The organism is bacterium (genome assembly GCA_021372515.1).
Taxonomy (GTDB): domain Bacteria; phylum Gemmatimonadota; class Glassbacteria; order GWA2-58-10; family GWA2-58-10; genus JAJFUG01.
Window position 1 is genome coordinate 36,289 of sequence record JAJFUG010000180.1, and the last position, 17,597, is coordinate 53,885.

14 protein-coding genes are annotated in these 17,597 nt (G+C 62.6%); 3 read left to right on the forward strand and 11 right to left on the reverse strand.

Annotated elements, in window-relative coordinates; genetic code table 11:
* Positions 1-56: 56 nt before the first annotated feature.
* The 4 genes from LLH00_16565 to uvrA form a co-directional block, all read right to left on the reverse strand.
* A complete protein-coding gene (locus LLH00_16565; protein MCE5272894.1) occupies positions 57-1,136 on the reverse strand; it encodes a ParM/StbA family protein in 1,080 nt (359 codons plus the stop codon).
* A 37-nt stretch (positions 1,137-1,173) separates the two neighbouring features.
* Complete coding sequence (locus tag LLH00_16570; protein ID MCE5272895.1) at positions 1,174-1,545, reverse strand: YraN family protein; 372 nt, start codon at positions 1,543-1,545, stop codon at positions 1,174-1,176.
* 119 nt (positions 1,546-1,664) lie between these two features.
* Positions 1,665-2,666, reverse strand: coding sequence for a hypothetical protein (locus tag LLH00_16575; GenBank protein MCE5272896.1), 1,002 nt, complete (start codon positions 2,664-2,666; stop codon positions 1,665-1,667).
* Between the two features lie 35 nt (positions 2,667-2,701).
* Positions 2,702-5,569, reverse strand: a complete 2,868-nt coding sequence (gene uvrA / locus LLH00_16580) for an excinuclease ABC subunit UvrA (protein MCE5272897.1) — start codon at positions 5,567-5,569, stop codon at positions 2,702-2,704.
* A 193-nt stretch (positions 5,570-5,762) separates the two neighbouring features.
* Between uvrA and LLH00_16585 the strand changes: the two genes are divergently transcribed.
* Positions 5,763-8,699: a hypothetical protein gene (locus LLH00_16585; protein ID MCE5272898.1), complete on the forward strand. Its 2,937-nt coding sequence runs from the start codon at positions 5,763-5,765 to the stop codon at positions 8,697-8,699.
* Between the two features lie 76 nt (positions 8,700-8,775).
* Here LLH00_16585 and LLH00_16590 read toward each other — a convergent pair whose 3' ends face one another.
* The gene (locus LLH00_16590) at positions 8,776-9,771 is read right to left on the reverse strand and encodes an inorganic phosphate transporter (GenBank protein MCE5272899.1); all 996 of its coding nucleotides are present in this window, start codon (positions 9,769-9,771) and stop codon (positions 8,776-8,778) included.
* A gap of 3 nt (positions 9,772-9,774) precedes the next feature.
* Entirely contained in the window at positions 9,775-10,419 is a 645-nt protein-coding gene (locus LLH00_16595; GenBank protein ID MCE5272900.1) for a DUF47 family protein, read from the reverse strand.
* Between the two features lie 546 nt (positions 10,420-10,965).
* Between LLH00_16595 and LLH00_16600 the strand changes: the two genes are divergently transcribed.
* The gene (locus tag LLH00_16600) at positions 10,966-11,652 is read left to right on the forward strand and encodes a PhoU domain-containing protein (protein MCE5272901.1); all 687 of its coding nucleotides are present in this window, start codon (positions 10,966-10,968) and stop codon (positions 11,650-11,652) included.
* A 125-nt stretch (positions 11,653-11,777) separates the two neighbouring features.
* On the forward strand, positions 11,778-12,878 hold the full coding sequence (locus LLH00_16605; GenBank protein ID MCE5272902.1) for a Na/Pi symporter: 1,101 nt from the start codon (positions 11,778-11,780) through the stop codon (positions 12,876-12,878).
* Between the two features lie 145 nt (positions 12,879-13,023).
* Here LLH00_16605 and LLH00_16610 read toward each other — a convergent pair whose 3' ends face one another.
* From LLH00_16610 to LLH00_16630, 5 genes are all read right to left on the reverse strand, one after another.
* On the reverse strand, positions 13,024-14,415 hold the full coding sequence (locus tag LLH00_16610) for a HAMP domain-containing histidine kinase (protein MCE5272903.1): 1,392 nt from the start codon (positions 14,413-14,415) through the stop codon (positions 13,024-13,026).
* Between the two features lie 100 nt (positions 14,416-14,515).
* On the reverse strand, positions 14,516-14,899 hold the full coding sequence (locus LLH00_16615; GenBank protein MCE5272904.1) for a response regulator: 384 nt from the start codon (positions 14,897-14,899) through the stop codon (positions 14,516-14,518).
* A 147-nt stretch (positions 14,900-15,046) separates the two neighbouring features.
* Positions 15,047-15,511 (reverse strand): hydrogenase maturation protease, encoded by a 465-nt coding sequence (locus LLH00_16620; protein MCE5272905.1) that lies wholly within the window; start codon positions 15,509-15,511, stop codon positions 15,047-15,049.
* Between the two features lie 13 nt (positions 15,512-15,524).
* Positions 15,525-16,961 (reverse strand): Ni/Fe hydrogenase subunit alpha, encoded by a 1,437-nt coding sequence (locus LLH00_16625; protein ID MCE5272906.1) that lies wholly within the window; start codon positions 16,959-16,961, stop codon positions 15,525-15,527.
* A 49-nt stretch (positions 16,962-17,010) separates the two neighbouring features.
* Complete coding sequence (locus LLH00_16630) at positions 17,011-17,550, reverse strand: NADP oxidoreductase (GenBank protein ID MCE5272907.1); 540 nt, start codon at positions 17,548-17,550, stop codon at positions 17,011-17,013.
* Positions 17,551-17,597 lie beyond the last annotated feature (47 nt).

The window sequence follows — 17,597 nt, forward strand, 5'->3', positions numbered from 1 at the left end:
CGGACAGGTTGAATCTGGCGGCTGGATAAACCTCGGCGCGTATCACAGCCCGGGGCTCAGGCCCCGGCGTCATCCGACATGGAGTCCCCGGCGTCGGCCTGCGGCCCCATCTCGCGCCGTTTTTCCATCAGGTCTATGTATTTGGCGTACTTGAGATAGCCGATCACGTTGCCCAGGCGCTGGTCGGTGTCCGTGGAGACCATCCTGCAGCGGCCCTCGATCAACTCCTCGAGCAGCGGGGCCAGGTCGGTGCTGCCGCCTCCGGCCAGGAGTATGAATTCCAGGTCCCAGTCCTCGGCCCAGAGCCGCTCCATGTCGCTCACGATGGCGGTGGCGAGCTGACGGAGCACCTGCTCGCGCAGCTCCACCAGCGACATCTCCTTGCCGCGGATACGTATCTGTCCCTTGCGCACCGGGTCGAACAGGCGGAACAGCTCCACGCTCACCCCGGTCTGCTCCAGGATTTTCCGGCTGATCAGGGCGAAGGCCTTGGAGATGCCGGTGTCGGTGGTGCGGCTGCCGCGCTCGATGTAGCGCAGGCGGTCCGTGAGGGTGTAGTCGGTGGTGCGGAACCCGATGTCGATCACACCGAATTTCTGGCGCGCCACGTCCCGGTCCACGATCCGGCCGTGGTCGTTCATCAGAAGGTTGAACACCGAGCCGAACGGCTGGGGCAGCACCCTCACGCGGCGGATGTCGAGGCTCTTCTCCTGGAACTCGTCCTCCCGGGCGTGCAGGGTCACGTTGTGCACACCCTCCAGCATCTGAACATAGCGGGCGCGCTGCTGCTTGAAATAACGGATGGGCAGCCCGGTGACCAGGCTGATCTCGCGGCCGGCGGCCCCGCTGAAACAGGCGGTGGCGGTCAGGGCCATCACCTTGGCGAAATTGGTCAGCAGGGTGTTCTGGTCGAGGGTGAACTCACGGACGTTCGACTGCTTTTCGGCCATGTCTCCCACGTAGTAATCCCTGCCGTCCACGGTCACATGCAGGTTTTCCAACAGGCCGCCCTCGGAGAACCCGGACTGGAACTGGATATCGGCGGCATCGCCCAGGATGGATTTGAAGATTATCGACCGCTCACCGTTGTAGGCTTTCGTATAGCCGAATCCGACATCCACTCCCAGGTAATCCATGGGCAACCCCTTGACATGTTGGAGTTACATTTGCCGGTCAGGGACGGAACGCGTCCTCGATATGTTCCAGCTCGACCCGGCCCTCGGCATCGGGCGGGTGCAGCAGTATGACATCGAACCTGTAGACACTCTGCGGACCGGCCCCGCCGTGCTCATGCAGCCAACCCTCGGCCGCGGCGGCCAGGTTGCGGCGCTTGCGGCTGTCCACTGTCAGGCGCACCGGCCCGAACTTGTCGTTCAGGCGGCGTTTCACCTCGACAAACACGGTCAGCGGCCCCCGCGCGGCCACCAGGTCGATCTCCTTGCGGCCGTGCCTCCAGCGTTGCCCGAGTATGCTGTACCCGCAGGCCACGAGGTAGCGCGCGGCGGTGTCCTCTCCCTCCAGGCCTTTTTTCAGGTTTGCACTCACAGGCGTCTTTGCCGGAGCGGCGACAGGGCTTTCTCTCATAATTTCGACTGCATCCGGAATTACTTTATCAAATTCCATCCGCTCTTACAACGGAAAAGCGCTTGACCGGGGCGCCGGGCTCAACCCCGCAGCTCGCTGATATCGAGCATCGCCGGCCGATTGCCGCGCAGGACATCGTAGCGCCACAGGCTGATATAGGCCGGCAGAGTCCCCTCGCGCAGATGCTTGATCATAAAATAGACATCCGCGGCCTGCTCGGGTTGCATCTTGTACTGCGTGCCCATCTGTTTCCAGATGTCTGGCAGCTTTTCCTGCCATTTATCCGCGCCCAGCTCGGTCTGGGCGGACATGATCTGTTCCTCGGTAATTCCGAACAGGTCTATGCTCATCGCGTCGTAGCTTTCCACGATGCGGTCCCACTGGAACTGCCTTTCGTAGACCTGACGTGTGTTCTTGCCCGACAGGAAACGCACGCGCTCCTCGGCCAGGGCGAAATCCTGCGGGTCGCGTTTGAACACCAGCAGGTAATGCTTGAGGGCCTGCTCCCACTCGGTCTCGGCGAACAGCTTTTCCGCCTTGAGGTACTGGAAACGGCTCATTTTGCGGAAACCTTCCATCAGGCCGGGGAAACGGAATTCCAGGCGGTTGTAGATATCGCCCTGGCTGGAGATCTGCCGCAGGTACTCATCGTAGCCGGCCTGCAGCAGGACCATCTTGTAGGTGGTCTGCGGCAAAGTGGAGATGTTGCCGCGGCTGAGGCTGTCGGCGCGGGCCCATTCCAGGTCGCCGGTGGCCCAGTCGCCGGCTTCGGCCGCCTGCATCGCCAGGCCGGCATGGTAGTCGAGCAGGAACACCTGCATGCCGCTCATTTTTTCGTGGTACTGGAGACGCTCGGCCTCGCTGACCAGGGTTTCCTTGCTGCGCTGGAAATCAAGGGTGTTGAGGAAGAAAGCCAGGCTCTCACGGGCGAATTTCACCTTGCGTTCGGTGTCACCTTCCTTGTTGCGCAAGCTTTCCCAGCGATCGAGGCGCTTGTTCAGGCGGTTGACGCTCAGTCGGCAGCCGGAGGCGCCCAAGCCCAGGGCCAGAAGAATCAGCAGAATCACGGTTCTTTTCAGCATCGTCCTGTCCTTGCTCATGCGGTTCGGTTGATGGCTCAATTCACGGCGGCCCGGCGCGCCGCGCCGGCCTCAAGCAGGGGTTTGAGAAAAAGACCAGTCCTGGACTGCTCCACCGCGGTCAGCTCCTCGGGAGTGCAGGCGGCCAGCACCCGGCCCCCCTCGTCTCCGCCTCCCGGCCCCAGGTCAACAATGTAATCGGCTGTCTTGATAACCTCAAGGTTATGCTCGATCACGATCACCGTATTGCCCAGGTCCACCAGGCGGTGCAGCACGCCCAGCAGCAGCTCGACATCGTGAAAGTGCAGCCCGGTGGTCGGCTCGTCAAGGATATAGACTGTCCGCCCGGTGCTGCGCTTGTTCAGCTCGCTGGCCAGCTTGACCCGCTGGGCCTCGCCGCCGGAAAGAGTGGTTGCGCTCTGGCCCAGGTGGATATAGCCCAGGCCCACCTGGCTGAGGGTTTCCAGCTTGGTCTGGATCGAGGGGATGTTACGGAAGAACTCCAGGGCCTCGTCCACTGTCATCTCCAGCACGTCCGCAATCGAGCGGCCCTTGTAGGTCACCTCCAGGGTCTCGCGGTTGTACCGCTTGCCCCGGCACTGCTCGCATACAACATAAACATCCGGTAGGAAATGCATTTCGATCTTCACCAGCCCATCGCCCTGGCAGGCCTCGCAGCGGCCGCCCCGTACGTTGAAACTGAACCGCCCCGGCTGGTAGCCGCGTATCTTGGCCTCGGGCAGCTCGCAGAACACCTCGCGGATCGGGCCGAACACGCCGGTGTAGGTGACCGGGTTGGAGCGCGGCGTGCGGCCTATCGGCCCCTGGTCCACGTCGATCACCTTGTCGATATGCTCCAGGCCCAGGATCCGGTCCACCTCGCCCAGGGCCAGCCGCGAGCCGTAGAGCGTGCGCGCCAGGTGGCTGTGCAGCACATCCTCCACCAGGCTGCTCTTGCCCGAGCCGGACACACCGGTCACGCAGATGAAAGTGCCCAGCGGGAAAACCACGTCTATATCTTTCAGGTTGTTGGCCCGCGCCCCGCGCACCTCTATTTTCGCCCCGTTGCCCTTGCGCCGCGCCGGGGGCACCCCGATAAAGCGCTCGCCGCGCATGAACGCCCCGGTCAGCGAGGTCTTCTCGTCCAGGATGTCCTGCAAATCTCCCTGGGCCACGATCAGCCCGCCATGCTTGCCCGCGCCGGGGCCCAGGTCGATCACATGGTCGGCGGCGCGGATCGTGTCCTCGTCGTGCTCCACCACGATCACCGTGTTGCCCTGGTCGCGCAGGCGGAACAGGGTCTCGATCAGGCGGCGGTTGTCGCACTGGTGCAGGCCGATGGACGGCTCATCCAGGATGTACAATACGCCCACCAGGTGCGAGCCGATCTGGGTGGCCAGACGGATACGCTGGGCCTCGCCGCCCGAGAGGGTTTCGCTCTGGCGCTCCAGTGTCAGGTATTCCAGGCCCACGTCCACCAGGAACGCCAGGCGCTCGCGCACCTCTTTGAGAACCTGGCGCGCGATCTCGTTCTGACGGCGGTTCAGCTTGAGCTGGTCGAATTCGCCCAGCAGACGCCCGATGGGGGTGCCGATCACCTCGCCGATGGTCCAGCGGTCCACCTTGACCGCCAGGGGCTGGGGCTTGAGGCGCTTGCCCTGGCAGAACGGGCAGGGGCGGGCGGTCATGAACTCCTCGATCTGGGTCTTGACCGCCGGGCTGGTGGTCTCGTGGTAGCGGCGGTTGAGGCTCTGGAGCACGCCCTCGAAACGGTTGGTGTACTCGCCCTTGAACTTGGCCGAGCTGTACTTGACCTTGATCTCGTCCAGGCCCGAGCCGTAGAGGATAATCCGGTGGGCGCTCTCGGGCAGCTCGCCCCAGGGGGCTTTGAGGTTGAACCCATAGTGCGCGGCCAGGGCCGGCAGCACCGAGGTGAGGATCGAGCCGGAGGGCTCGCCCCAGGGCTTTATGACCCCCTCCATGATCGACAGGCGGTGGTCGCCCACGATCAGCTCGGGGTCGGTCTCCATGCGGATGCCCAGCCCGCCGCAGGCCTCGCAGGCGCCGTAGGGGCTGTTGAAACTGAACATCCGGGGGCTCAGCTCCTCGTAGCTGATCCCGCACTCGTGGCAGGCCAGCTCCTCGCTGTACAGCTCCTCGCGCCCCTCGGGGAGGATCGCCTTGACCAGCCCGCCGGACAGTGAGGCCGCGGTCTCCACCGAGTCGGCCAGACGGTTGCGGCCGGGCTCGGACAGCTTCAGGCGGTCGACCACCACCTCGATGTCGTGCTTCTTGTTCTTGTCCAGGGACGGCACGTCCTCGATCCTGTACAGGGTTCCATCCACCCGCACCCGCACGAACCCTTTCTTGCGGCTCTGCTCGAATATTTCGCGGTACTCACCCTTGCGCCCGCGCACCAGGGGGGCGAGGATTGTCACCTGCGACTCCGGCGGGTTCTGCTCCAGCAGAAGCCCCACGATCTGGCTCGCGCTCTGGCGCTCGATTTTCCGCCCGCACTGGTGGCAGTGCTGCACCCCGACCCGGGCGAACAGAAGGCGCAGGTAGTCGTAGATTTCGGTGATCGTGCCCACGGTGGAGCGGGGGTTGCGGCTGGTGCTTTTCTGCTCGATTGAGATCGCGGGCGACAGGCCCTCGATGAAATCCACATCCGGCTTGTCCATCAGGCCGAGGAATTGGCGGGCGTAGGCCGAGAGGCTCTCGACGTAGCGGCGCTGGCCCTCGGCGTAGATCGTGTCGAACGCCAGCGAGCTTTTGCCGCTGCCGGACAGGCCGGTCAGCACCGTGAGCCGCCCCCGCGGGATACGCACGTCGATGTTCTGCAGGTTGTGCTCGCGGGCGCCCTTGACCACCAGCCAGCCGTCGTTTCTATCTTCAGGAGTGTCCATCTTGCCGTCCGTTCAAGTTTATTCTCGTCTTCTGCGGGTCAAACCCATAAATTTACATGCGGCACCTGGTTTTGTCAAAGCTCATAGTGTATCATAAACGGTTAAAAACAATATAATTAGGTGCGGAGAAAGCATTATGCGCCCCGGGCGGGCGCGCTTTCCCGCTGGCCATCCCTCCAACCCGGGAGAAACAATGCGACACTTCGCTGGCAAGCTTCGGCTAATTCCGCTCTTTCTGCTGGCCCTGGCCCTGAGCGCGGGTTGCGGCGGCTCCAAGCTCAAACTGCCGGTCAGCCGCGACACGGTGATCTGGATGTACCGGGGCGAGCCGACTTTCAATTTCGGGGCGGTGGAGCCGCTCTGGGCCGAGGGGGCGCATTATGCCGCCCTGATCGATTTCGACATGTCCGCCCTGCGCGGCCGGCGGGTGAGCCAGGCGCGTCTCTGGCTGCACAAGGCCGGGGACACGCCTCTATATGCGGTGGCGCTTTCGACTATCGCCGCGGACTGGATCGAGGGCGCGGGGGATGGCTCCGCGCCGCAGCCGGATGCGAGCTGCGCGGCCTGGGTGCGGCAGGACCCGCAGAGCGGCCGTCCGGTGCGCTGGGCCGGGCCGGGAAGCGATTTCACGGACGTGATCATGGGTGAGGGCGGCAGCTTGCGCTCGGGCGAGCTGACGGTGAAACAGGAATCCGGCGGCTGGCAGAGCGTGGAGGTCCCGAATGATTTCCTCCACGCCCTGGCCGTTGGCGCGGCCTACGGGATTGTGATAGTGGATGCCCGCGGCGAGTTGCGCACCCCGGATGGAAATTTCATCCGCAAGATGTTCAACAGCCGCGGCTCGGGCGAGACCTCTCCGTACCTGGAGGTCGAGCTGGAGAAAGCTCCGGAGGCCGCACCCGTGGCTCCCACCGAAGTGCGGGTGCTCCCGGAGCCGCTGGAGGCCGGAGTGACGAGCGGCGCAGCCCTGGTGGAGATTACCCCGCAGGGCGAGGGCGAAAGCCGCGGGTTTGTCTACGAGGTGCTCTGTTCCTCCTCCGCGCTCGATACCGCCACAGCCGACAGCGCCGCGCGCCTGCCGCGCTGGCAGGTGCCGCCCGTTTCCGCCCAGGGGCGCGACACTGTCCGCCTGAGCGACCTCACTCCCGGCGCGCCACTCAACGCGGCCGTACGCACGGTTGACCGCAGCGGCCGGGCAAGCGCATGGGTCCTGGCTTCGGGCGAGGCTTCCGCGGCCCTGGCCTGGCCTTCGCTTGTCCCGCCGCGCCGCCCCGACCTGGGCGGGCGGATACGGGTCTGGGCCTGCGGGCCGGATGAGAAAGTAAACCCGGTGACCGGACGCCTTTTCGAGGAGAACGCCGCCCTGTACGGCCTGGCCGGGGACGGCGACTACGACTACAAGTTCGCGGGGCCGCTCTGGGAGGCCGCCTCGAACGGGGGCACGGTGAGCCTGGACGCTCCGCGCGGGGGCACTGCGGCTTTCCAGGTGCTCGTGGAGCCGGAGGAAGCCGCGCTGGAGGGCCTCTCCCTCCGTGCCGACTGGATCGACAACCCGGCCGGGGTGCGTTCGCGCTTTCCAGCAAAAGTGTTCCGCCTCTGGAGCCTCAGGGACCGCGCCAGCGGCCAGTGGTTCCCCGAAGTGGCAGTCCCGCAGACTGCCGAGTTCAACCTGCCCGACACGGCCAACGGCATCCCCGGCCAGCGAAACCAGGCTTTCCTGGTGGAATACTATATTCCGCGGGATGCCGCTCCCGGGCGCTACCGGGCCGCCGTGGTGGTGGGCGCGCGCGGGCTGCTGGCCCGTTCGCTGGAGGTTGAGATAACCGTGCACCGGGCCGTGCTGCCGGATGTGCTGCCCTTTATCGCCGAGATGAATGTATACAGCCCGGTGGCCGCGCAGTGGGGCCTCGACCCGGAGTCGGACGAGTACTATTCCATGGAGGAGAAATACTACCGTCTGGCCCACGAGCACCTGGCCGCGATCAACCAGCTGCCCTACAGCCAGAACGGCTCGATCAAGGCCGTGGGCGCGCCGAAAGTGGAGGGCGAGGGCGAGAACATCCAGGTGAGCGACTGGTCCGCCTGGGACAATCGCTGGGGCCGCTACCTTGACGGCAGCGCGTTCGATGGCACGGACCGCCGCGCCGCGGTTCCGGTGATGTACCTGCCGTTTTTCGAGAACTGGCCCTCCGGCCTCAACCGTCATTTCCGTTTCACCCCGCGGGATACGACCTATCCGGAGATAATCAACGAGCGCGCCCTGGACACTCCGGCCGAGATGGCCGACTGTTTCGACCCGGCCTACGCCGCCGAGTGGACCGGGGCGCTGCGGCAATTCGCCCGGCATTTCCGCGAGAAAGGCTGGACCGGCACCGAGTTCCAGCTTTACCTGAACAACAAGTACTACTGGAAAGACCCCAAGATGGGCGATCTGGGCGGCAGCGGCATCTCGTGGTGGCTGCTGGATGAGCCCTACCACTGGGATGATTTCAAGGCCATCGCTTATTACGGGAATTTGTTCATGCAGGCGGTGGGGGAGGTCCACGACGTGAACATGGTGTTCCGTCTGGATGTAAGCCGTCCGCAGCTCCAGTTTGGGTTGTGGGACGGTATCCGCAGCGTGAGCTACGTGAGCGGCGCGTTCTACGAGAAGAATGCCTTCCTGCTGCGCCGTCAGCGCGAGTTTGGCGAAAAGACCCGCAACTACGGCGCGTTCAACAATCTGGATGAGACCAACCTCACCGCCACGGCCTGGCCGCTCAAGGTCTGGCTCGCGGGCGGCTCGGGCCTTCTGCCCTGGCAGACCATCGGCGATGACAAGAACTTCGGGCAATTCCAGAACACGGCCATATTCTACCTCGGACGGCGTTTCGGGGTCGAGGGGCCCCTGGCCAGCCTGCGGCTCAAGGCCTGCCGCCTGGGGGTGGAGAACACCGTGCTGCTGGAGCTGCTGGCCCGCAGCCGGGGCTGGACCCGTGAGCAGGCTGCCCTGGCCGTGTCCCGCTACCTCGACCTGGGCGGCGGCACCCGCGAGCAGTATCTGGATGATGCCGGGCAGGTCAATTTCGCAGGCCTGGACCGCGCCGGCCTGACCGCTTTGCGGAGGGCCGTGCTGCGCAGCCTGGATTGAACGGACTGAATCCGGGAGAGATAGTCAATCGGGAGCGTAAGGGGGTGCGGACCAGGCTGTCCGCACCCCTTTTCCATTACATGAAGCAGGAAACGATATAGTAGCTCAGTGCGGCGATGAGCGCGGTGGCCGGTATGGTCAGAATCCAGGCCCAGAGGATTTTGCGGGCGATCCCCCAGCGGACGTTTCTGGCGTGCTCGATGCTGCCCACTCCCATTATCGAACCCGAGATCACATGTGTCGTGCTCACCGGAATCCCCATATGCGCTGTCCCCAGCAGCACGATCGCGGATGCGGTTTCGGCGCAGAACCCCTCCATCGCCCGGATCTTCGTTATCCGCGTGCCGATGGTTTTCACGATCCGCCAGCCTCCCAGAAAAGTGCCGAGAGAGATGGCGCTGTAGCAGCTGATTATCACCCAGTGTTCTATCACGAAAGAATCGGTGATACCCGCCGAAAAGAGCGTCAGCGCGATTACTCCCATCGTTTTCTGCGCGTCGTTCGTACCGTGGCCGAACGAGTAAAACGACGCCGATACCAACTGCAGAAGCTTGAATTGCTTGTTCGCGGTCGAGGGGTGGCGCTTGCGGAACAGCCAGATGATGAATACGGTGAATATCGCCGCTCCGATCATTCCCAGCAGGGGAGCCACGAAAATAAATAGGAACACTTTCAGCAGTCCCAGCAAATGGACTATTTTCAGCCCGACCGAGGCGATGCCGCTGCCGACCAGCCCTCCGATAAGCGCGTGGCTGCTCGATGTGGGCAGGCCGAGGAGCCAGGTCAGGATGTTCCAGACTATGGCGCCGATCAGGGCCGCGAAAATCAGGGGCAGGGTGACGTGGGTTATGTCAATTATCCCTTTCCCGACAGTCTGGGCGACCGCGGTGCCGTAAAAGAAATAGCCCGAAAAATTCGCGATGCCCGCCAGTATCACGGCCTGAAGCGGTGTCAGGGTGCGCGTGACCACCACCGTGGCGATGGCGTTGGCGGAATCGTGAAAACCGTTGATAAAATCAAAAATAATTGCAAAGGAGATGATTATGATCACCGCAGTCGTCGGATCCACCATCTTTCAGCCCCGTTTCACGACAATGCCGCGGATCAGTTTCGCGATGCGGTCGATTGAATTGATTAAGTCTTCGAGGTTCTCGTAAAGGTCTTTGAACTTGATCATATAGACGAGGTTGTTCTTGCTGTTGATAAGGTCGGCCATAGCGGTATGGAAGAGGAAATCGGCCTCGGTCTCCAGGGTGTGGATTTTGGAGACAATAATGGTGATGTCCTTTTTACCTTCCAGGTTGAAAATCAGCTTTTTCATTTCGATTGACATGTCCACGATGAGATTGGCAAAGTTCATCACCGCGGGCGGCGCATCCTTGATCTGGAAGATTTCTATTTTCTGGGCCAGGTTGTTGATCCTGTCGAGCGAATTGTCGAGGCCGACCGCGATGGAATGGATGTCCTCCCGGTCGAGCGGGGTGAGGAAAGTGCGGTCGAGTTGATCGATGATCATGCGCTCGATCGCGTCGCCTTTCAATTCCAGGTCCTTGATCTTCGAAACCTCGGAGTGAATCTCCTCATCGCTCAACTGCTTGAGTCTGGACAAAAAAGTCCTGAAAACTGTACAGCCTTCGGAAAAGAGGTCGACCTGGTCGTTCATGTACTTGAAGAACTTGATCTCCCTCGGCAACAGCAGGTCGAGAATGTTGAAATTCATGTCGTTCTCCTGATGGACAAAGCAATAACGGACAACTGTAATTGGCTCAAGAGGATAAAGACGGATGCCATCTGTCGCTCAAGCGAAGGGCGACAGCCGGGCGCTGTCATATTCTCTGGCGGCAGCGGCGGCGCGGTTTTCTCGCCGGTGCCGGCGGTGAGCAGGAAGACGTCTCTCCCCTGCCGTGGCTAATCAAAAACTTGCAGAAAACTAACAAAACGCTAAAATATAATTCGAGCTTCGATTTCAGGCCAAAAAAAAGGAGAGCTTCTGTCCCTCCGGCCAGGAATTTTCAAATTTCGGTGGCGAACCGGGTTAGGATTTGAGGGAAAGCGATTTGAGCGTTGCATTGCCCTGAGTATTGCGTCTGCGGGAAGCGGCCAGGCACTGGCTCGGTTTTCAGGAAACGGATGGGAAAGCCCCCCGCGGGACTACCGTGTCCAATCGCGCGACAGCCGCACGTAACCGGAACCGGGCTGTGATCTGCGTCCTGGTTCTGTTCTTCGCCTTGCCATTGTTCTTTATCTATCTCCTGGAGTAGGCCAGATGTTCAAATCACTGCTGCAGTGGTTCAGGAACGAAAACCTGCTGGTACAGGCAAAAGAGTCCGTAATCCTCATGCTGGACGAGGACTTGAAGATGTTCGATGACTCGGTCGGGCTGCTGTGGACCAACAGCGGGGTGACGCTGGAGGAGATACGCGAGCGCGACCAGCAGATCAACCGCCGGATGCGCCAGGTGCGCAAGAAAGTGCTGACCCATCTGGTTTTCAGCGGCCAGAGCGGCCTGGACACGGCCCTGGTGCTTATCAGCATCGTGATCGATGTCGAGCGGATCGGCGACCATACCAAGGACATCACCGTGCTGGCCAGCGAGTACCGCGGACGGTTCAACCCCGGACCATTCGAGCAGGATGTGCGGCGTTTCGAGCAATCGATCCGAGAACGTCTGATGACCCTGCGAGACATCATCGACCAGGAGGACGAGGAGAAGGCCAAAGGGATAGCCGACACACACAAGGCGATCAGCGCCAGCTACACCGCCATGCTCACCCGTCTGGTCAACGAGAACGGCGCCGGGCTGGAGGCCGGGATGGCCGTGCTGCTGGCCCTCTACCTGCGCTATCTGCGCCGGATCGAGGGGCACATTTTCAACGTCGCCTCGGCCGAGGTCAACCCGTTCCACCGGATCGGGTTCAAATCCAAGAAAAAGAATCGCTCCGGCGAGGCCTGACCCGTTTCAGGGTTATGTCGCGCGGGGCTGAGACAGTATCTCAAGGAACTTTTTGTGCCACTGGAGTCTATCCCTGCCCCCAGGGAGGCGTCTCCGCCTGAACCATATAAGAAGAAAAACACTCTATGAAATCGGACACCACCCAGCCGGGCATAGCCAGGAAAATGCTGGCCGCCGCGCTATTCATGCTCTTCCTGTACCTGTTCCTGCTCAGTATCCAGACAATGGGCCTGGGTTTCAGTCACCTGGGCAAGGGCTTTTCCGAGGGCCTGATCCGAAGCACCACCAACCCGGTGCTGGGGCTTTTCATCGGGCTGCTATCCACGGCCATCGTGCAGAGTTCCTCCAGCACCACCTCGATCGTGGTCGGGCTGGTGGCGAGCGGTGCGCTCACCCTGCACAACGCCATCCCGATCATCATGGGCGCCAATATCGGCACCACGGTGACCAACCTGATCGTCTCGCTGGGCCACATCTCGCACCGCGAGGATTTCCGCCGCGCCTACGCCTCCAGCGTGATCCACGACATGTTCAACATGCTTTCGGTGCTGATTTTCCTGCCCCTGCAGTACTATTTCCAGTACCTGGAAAGGGTGGCCCTGTTTTTGTCCAGCCTGTTCGATTCCAGCGGCGGGATGCAGTTCGCCAGCCCGCTCAAGATGGTCCTCGACCCGGTCTCGCGCGGGGCGGCCGACCTGATGGGCGGCCACGGCATAGTAATCCTGGTGGTTTCACTGGCCGCGCTGTTCTTGTCGCTGACCTACATGGTCAAGAACATGAAGCTGCTCATCATGTCGCGGGCCGAGGTGGTTTTCGAGAAGGCTATTTTCCGGACCAAGTACCACGGGTTCCTGTTCGGGATGCTGTTCACCGCCCTGGTGCAGTCGAGCTCGGTGACCACCAGCCTGGTGGTGCCGCTGGCCGGGGCCGGGATGCTCTCGATCGACCGGATTTTCCCCTACACCCTGGGGGCGAATATCGGCACCACCATCACGGCGATGCTGGCCGCGGTGGCCACGGGCAGCCCGGCGGCGGTGAGCGTGGCGCTGGCCCACCTGATGTTCAACGTGTCCGGCACGCTGGTGTTCTGGTGGATGCCGTTCGTGCCGATCCGCCTGGCCGAGTGGATTGCCATGTTCGCCGCGCGCAACCGCATTATCGCCATAGTCTACATCCTGGTGGTGTTCTTCCTCGTGCCGCTGGGGATGATCTGGCTGATGGAGTGAGGGGGGGTAAGCGGAACTCCAGGTTCGGCTCGAAGCCGTGATGGGTTGCCGTAGGGGCGGCCCCCTGTGGCCGCCCGAAACGAAAATGGCAGGCACAGTGGCCTGCCACTACGAAAGCCGGTTCCGCGGTACATTCTGGCATGGATCACTGCTCCAGCGGCAACCTTACCGTGAAGGTGCTTCCCACCCCGGCCTCGCTCTCCACCGTGATCGTGCCGCCGTGCGCCTCCACGATCTCCTTGACTATCGCCAGGCCCAGCCCGGTGCCCTCGCCCAGGCCCTTGGCCCGGCTGCCCCGGAAGAACTCCTCGAACACCTGTCCCTTCTCCTCCTCGTTCAGCCCGATCCCAGTGTCGATCACCGCCAGCACCAGCATGTCGTTCTCCACCGCGGCGCGCAGACGCACCCGCCCCTGCTCCGTGTACTTGACCGCGTTGCTCAGCAGGTTGATCAACACCTGGCCCAGGGCCTCCGGATCGACACTGATTTCGGGCAGAGCGGGCGCAAGCTCCACCTCCAGGGCCAGAGCGCGCGCCTCGGCCTGGGGCCGCACCAGCTCAAGCTGGCGCTCGATCAGGGCGGTGGGGTTCAGGCGCTGACGGTTGAAACGGTGGGCCGCCATTTTCATGCGGGAGAGCTCCAGCAGCTCGCGGATCATCTCCAGAAGGTTCATCACGCGCCGCTCGGAGCGGCGCAGAAGGTCCTTCACCCGAGGCTCCAGCCCGGCCTCGAACGAGGTGAGGATCACGGTGATCAGGCTGTGGATCGCCGCCAGGGGCGCCTTGAGCTCGTGCTCCACCCGCAGGATGAAGCGCGTGCGGTACTCGTGGACCTCCTGCAGCTGCTCGTTGGCCAGCTCCAGCGAATCTTTCACCCGGAACAGCTCCTGCTCGCGCGAACGCAGCCGCCGCGTGATCGAGGTGGCCATGTAGACCGAGATGAACAGCGTGGTGCTGAACACCGCCGCGCTGCCCAGCAGGTAGAGCGGGTTGTCGTAGATGCCAGGGTCGAAGAACGGGAACAGACGGTGGTGCGGGATCAGGCGCAGGTACTCGGAGGCGAGGATCAGGTTGAACACCCCCACGGCCAGGCTGGCCTGGAGGTAGCTGGCCAACGTGGAGAGCAGGATGCTGGCGATGATGATGTGGAAGATGAAATAGAAGCAGAACGGGTTTTCCACCCCGCCCGAAAAATAGATCAGCACGTTGAGCAGCAGAAGGTCGAACGAGATCTGCACGTTGGCCAGGCGCGAAACCATTCTGTGCCAGCCGGGAAGGTCGCGGCGGCGCTGCAGCCAGCGGAAATAGAGCAGGTAGACTGCATTGACCAGGAAAATGGAGGAGGAAAGGACGAGCAGCAGGTCGCGGTTTACCAGCAGGGGGAACACGGAGGTGGACACGAGGATAGTGCTGCTGACCCCCAGGCCGGCCAACCAGCGCACCCGGATCAGCCAGCCGATCCGGTCGACCAGCTCATCCTCGAAGGTCAGCACGAAATGACTGATACCCTTGCGTCTTTTCCGCGGCTCGGATGGCATCGTTCCCGTTCGGCTTGACCGTCACGGAGCGGCCGGGCCGGTCAAGCCCCACGTGGCAGGGCAGCCGGCCCGGCTTCGATTCTCGCGGCGACGGTGCGCGCTATTTCAGGTTCAGTTTCCTTTTTATCAACGAGATCAGCACCGAGGGGATAACCGGTTTCTGAAGCGCGCCCTCGAACCCCAGCCCGCTTATGTCCAGGTTGTAGCTGGTGGTGTCGCCGATGGAGCTGAGCAGGATCACCGGGGCCTTGCAGCCGGCCTCCTTGATCCGGGTGGCCACTTTCGCCCCGGCGTCCACGGTTTCCATCATCATGTCCGCCAGAATCAGGTCGGGGTTGACGCTCTTGGCCTTTTCCAGTCCCTGCTGACCGTCGATCGCAGTCTCGACCGTGAACCCCTCGGTCTCGAGCATGATCTTCATCGCCTCGAGGATGTCCCTGTCGTCGTCGATCACCAGGATGGTCTTGTTGATCGCTTCAGCCATCGCTGAGTCTCCTGATTAAAATTATCTCCTGAATATGAAATTGCAATCATTCGGCGGACTGCAAAAGCCAGTTTCCATACCGGGTGCAATATAATGTCCCGTACAGAGCCAGGGCTTAAAAAGCGCTCTTTCAGCGGGTGCGCCGGTTCAACCGCCGGCGCGTTTTTCCAGCTCGGCCCGCGGTTCGGGGTGTTGCAGCACCCCGCGCAGGAAACTCAGAGCCGCCTCCAGCCTGCGTTCGGCCGCCTGGCTCAGGCCCTCGCCCATCTCGAAACTGTCGCCCCGCAGGGCCAGCAGGAACGACGGGGGCGTGCGGCCGTAGACCGCGCGGCAGGTTTCGAGCACCGCGGCCGGTGGCATCGCGTGGGTCGAGAAATGAGCGGCGTCCGAGGGCGCGAGCCGGCTCAACCCGAACGGCTCCGGGGCCTCCAGGGCTGCGTCCACGAACAGCGCCAGGTCCGCCCCGGCCAGGTCGGCCGCGTGCTCGATGTTGAGCTGGTAGTCCCAGAGCGTTTCCAGGCCCTCCAGACCCCATTCGCTCACCGCCTCGGCCAGTTGCGGCCCCAGGCCGTCATCGCTGCGGCCCGGGTTGCCGTATCCGATAAGGAGCATTTTCACAGCGGCCTCAGACCCCACGGGTCAGACGGCTGATCCTGCGGCCCGCCGCATCCACCAGCTCCACGTCCAGCGCCATCTGGCCCAGGGCGTGCGTGGCGCAGCTCAGGCACGGGTCATAGGCCCGGATCGCCACCTCGATGTGGTTCAGCAGGCCCTCGGTCACCTCGCGCCCTTCCAGGAACTGCTTCGCCGTCACCTCGACCGCCTTGTTCATCGGGTCGTTGTTGTTGGTGGTGGAGACGATCAGGTTGCACATGGTGATCTGGTCCTGCTCGTTGATCCGGTAATGGTGGAACAGGGTGCCGCGCGGCGCCTCGATCAGGCCCACACCCTCGTTCACTTTCTTACCCGTGCGCACCAGTTCGCCGGCCATCAGGTCCGGGTCGTTCAGCAGCGACTTGATCACCTCGGCGCTGTGCAGCATCTCGATCATGCGGGCCCAGTGGTAGTGCAGGCTGAAATTGTTGGGCTTGCCGCCGGTGTAGGCGCGGAAGATTTCGAACTCTTTCTGCGCCAGCTCGCTGGGGATGAAATCGCAGGTGTTGAGCCGGGCCAGCGGTCCCACGCGGTACCAGCCGTTGGCCTTGCCCAGGCTCTTGATGAACGGGAATTTCATGTAGCTCCAGGAGCGGACCGCCTCACCGATGTAGTCGAGGTAGTTCGCATAATCCACCTGGTCGAGGATCTTGTTCCCGTCCTTGTCCACGGCCACGATGTTGCCGTGGTAGAAGTCCAGCGCCCCGTCCTTGCGGACCAGGCTCAGGTGGTTGGAGGGGAAGGAGCCGAAGCTGTCGAAGAAAGCCGGGTTCTTGGAATGGACTTTCTTGACCAGCTCGACCGAGGCCACCGACCAGGCGATCATCTGGTCGATGTCCTTGAGGAAATGGTCACGCTCGGTTACGGTCAGGTGCTTGTTGATCCCGCCGGGGATCGCGCCTGTGCCGTGGATTTTCTTGCCTGCGGTGGCCTGGATCAGCTCCTGGCCATACTTGCGCAGCAGGACTCCCCGCACGGCCAGCTCGGGATACTCGGCGGCCACGGCCAGCACACTGCGCTTGGTCACGTCGCTGTCGAAACCGAACAGCAGGTCGGGCGAGCAGAGGTGGTAGAAATGCAGGGCGTGGCTCTGCAGCATCTGGCCGTAGTGCATCAGACGGCGCATTTTCTCGGCCGTGGGGCTCAGGCCGTCCGGACCCACGCCCACGATCACGTCACAGGCCTTGGCCGCGGCCAGATGGTGGCTCACCGGGCAGATGCCGCACAGGCGCTGCACCACCACCGGGGCCTCCCAATACGGGCGTCCCTGCACGAAACGCTCGAAGCCACGGAACTCCACGATATGCAGCCGGGTGCGCTCGACATGCCCGTCCTCGTCGATGGCGATCGTCACCTTGCCGTGCCCCTCGACCCGGGTCACGGGGTGGATCGTCACTTTCTTCATCATCTTTTCGCTGTGCATGGAGGTCGTACTCATCTATCCGTCTCCCAAGTAATCAGTCGTACTTGATAACCTCGTAGGGCAGGTCGGCCGGCTGGCCGGTCAGCAGAGCGACCAGGGCGTTCCAGATCAGGTCGGCCCGGGGCGGGCAGCCCGGCAGGAAGTAGTCGATCTTGACCACCTCGTGGCAGGGGTAGACCCGGTCCAGGATCAGCGGCAGCTCGGGGTCGTTCGGTATCTGCCCGTCCACCACGCTGGGGCCGTTCAGGTAGGCCTCGTCCAGGCATTCCTTGAGCGGGATGCCGTTGCGCATCGAGGGCAGGCCGCCCATGATTGCACACTCTCCCACCGAGATAAGAATCTTGCAGTTCTTGCGGAAAGAACGCAGCACTTCCACGTTCTCGGAGTTGCAGCAACCGCCCTCGATCAGTCCGACAAGGCATTCGCCGGTGAAATTCTTGATGTCGTTGATCGGGCTTTTGTCGAACTCGACCAGCTCGGCGAGCTTGAGGATGCGCTCATCGATGTCGAGCACCGACATGTGGCAGCCGAAGCAGCCGGCAAGCGAACATGTGGCGATTTTGGGTTTAGGCATTGTTCCCTCGTTCTATGGTCCGGTTCCTTGTTCTCCCGATGACTGTG

Bases quoted from the DNA above. Each gene is read 5' to 3' on its own strand.
- LLH00_16625 (MCE5272906.1), bottom strand. From the start codon at position 16,961: ATGATGAAGAAAGTGACGATCCACCCCGTGACCCGGGTCGAGGGGCAC.
- LLH00_16585 (MCE5272898.1), top strand. From the start codon at position 5,763: ATGCGACACTTCGCTGGCAAGCTTCGGCTAATTCCGCTCTTTCTGCTG.
- LLH00_16600 (MCE5272901.1), top strand. From the start codon at position 10,966: ATGTTCAAATCACTGCTGCAGTGGTTCAGGAACGAAAACCTGCTGGTA.
- LLH00_16615 (MCE5272904.1), bottom strand. From the start codon at position 14,899: ATGGCTGAAGCGATCAACAAGACCATCCTGGTGATCGACGACGACAGG.
- LLH00_16565 (MCE5272894.1), bottom strand. From the start codon at position 1,136: ATGGATTACCTGGGAGTGGATGTCGGATTCGGCTATACGAAAGCCTAC.
- LLH00_16620 (MCE5272905.1), bottom strand. From the start codon at position 15,511: ATGCTCCTTATCGGATACGGCAACCCGGGCCGCAGCGATGACGGCCTG.
- LLH00_16630 (MCE5272907.1), bottom strand. From the start codon at position 17,550: ATGCCTAAACCCAAAATCGCCACATGTTCGCTTGCCGGCTGCTTCGGC.
- LLH00_16575 (MCE5272896.1), bottom strand. From the start codon at position 2,666: ATGCTGAAAAGAACCGTGATTCTGCTGATTCTTCTGGCCCTGGGCTTG.
- LLH00_16590 (MCE5272899.1), bottom strand. From the start codon at position 9,771: ATGGTGGATCCGACGACTGCGGTGATCATAATCATCTCCTTTGCAATT.
- LLH00_16605 (MCE5272902.1), top strand. From the start codon at position 11,778: ATGAAATCGGACACCACCCAGCCGGGCATAGCCAGGAAAATGCTGGCC.
- LLH00_16610 (MCE5272903.1), bottom strand. From the start codon at position 14,415: ATGCCATCCGAGCCGCGGAAAAGACGCAAGGGTATCAGTCATTTCGTG.
- LLH00_16595 (MCE5272900.1), bottom strand. From the start codon at position 10,419: ATGAATTTCAACATTCTCGACCTGCTGTTGCCGAGGGAGATCAAGTTC.
- uvrA (MCE5272897.1), bottom strand. From the start codon at position 5,569: ATGGACACTCCTGAAGATAGAAACGACGGCTGGCTGGTGGTCAAGGGC.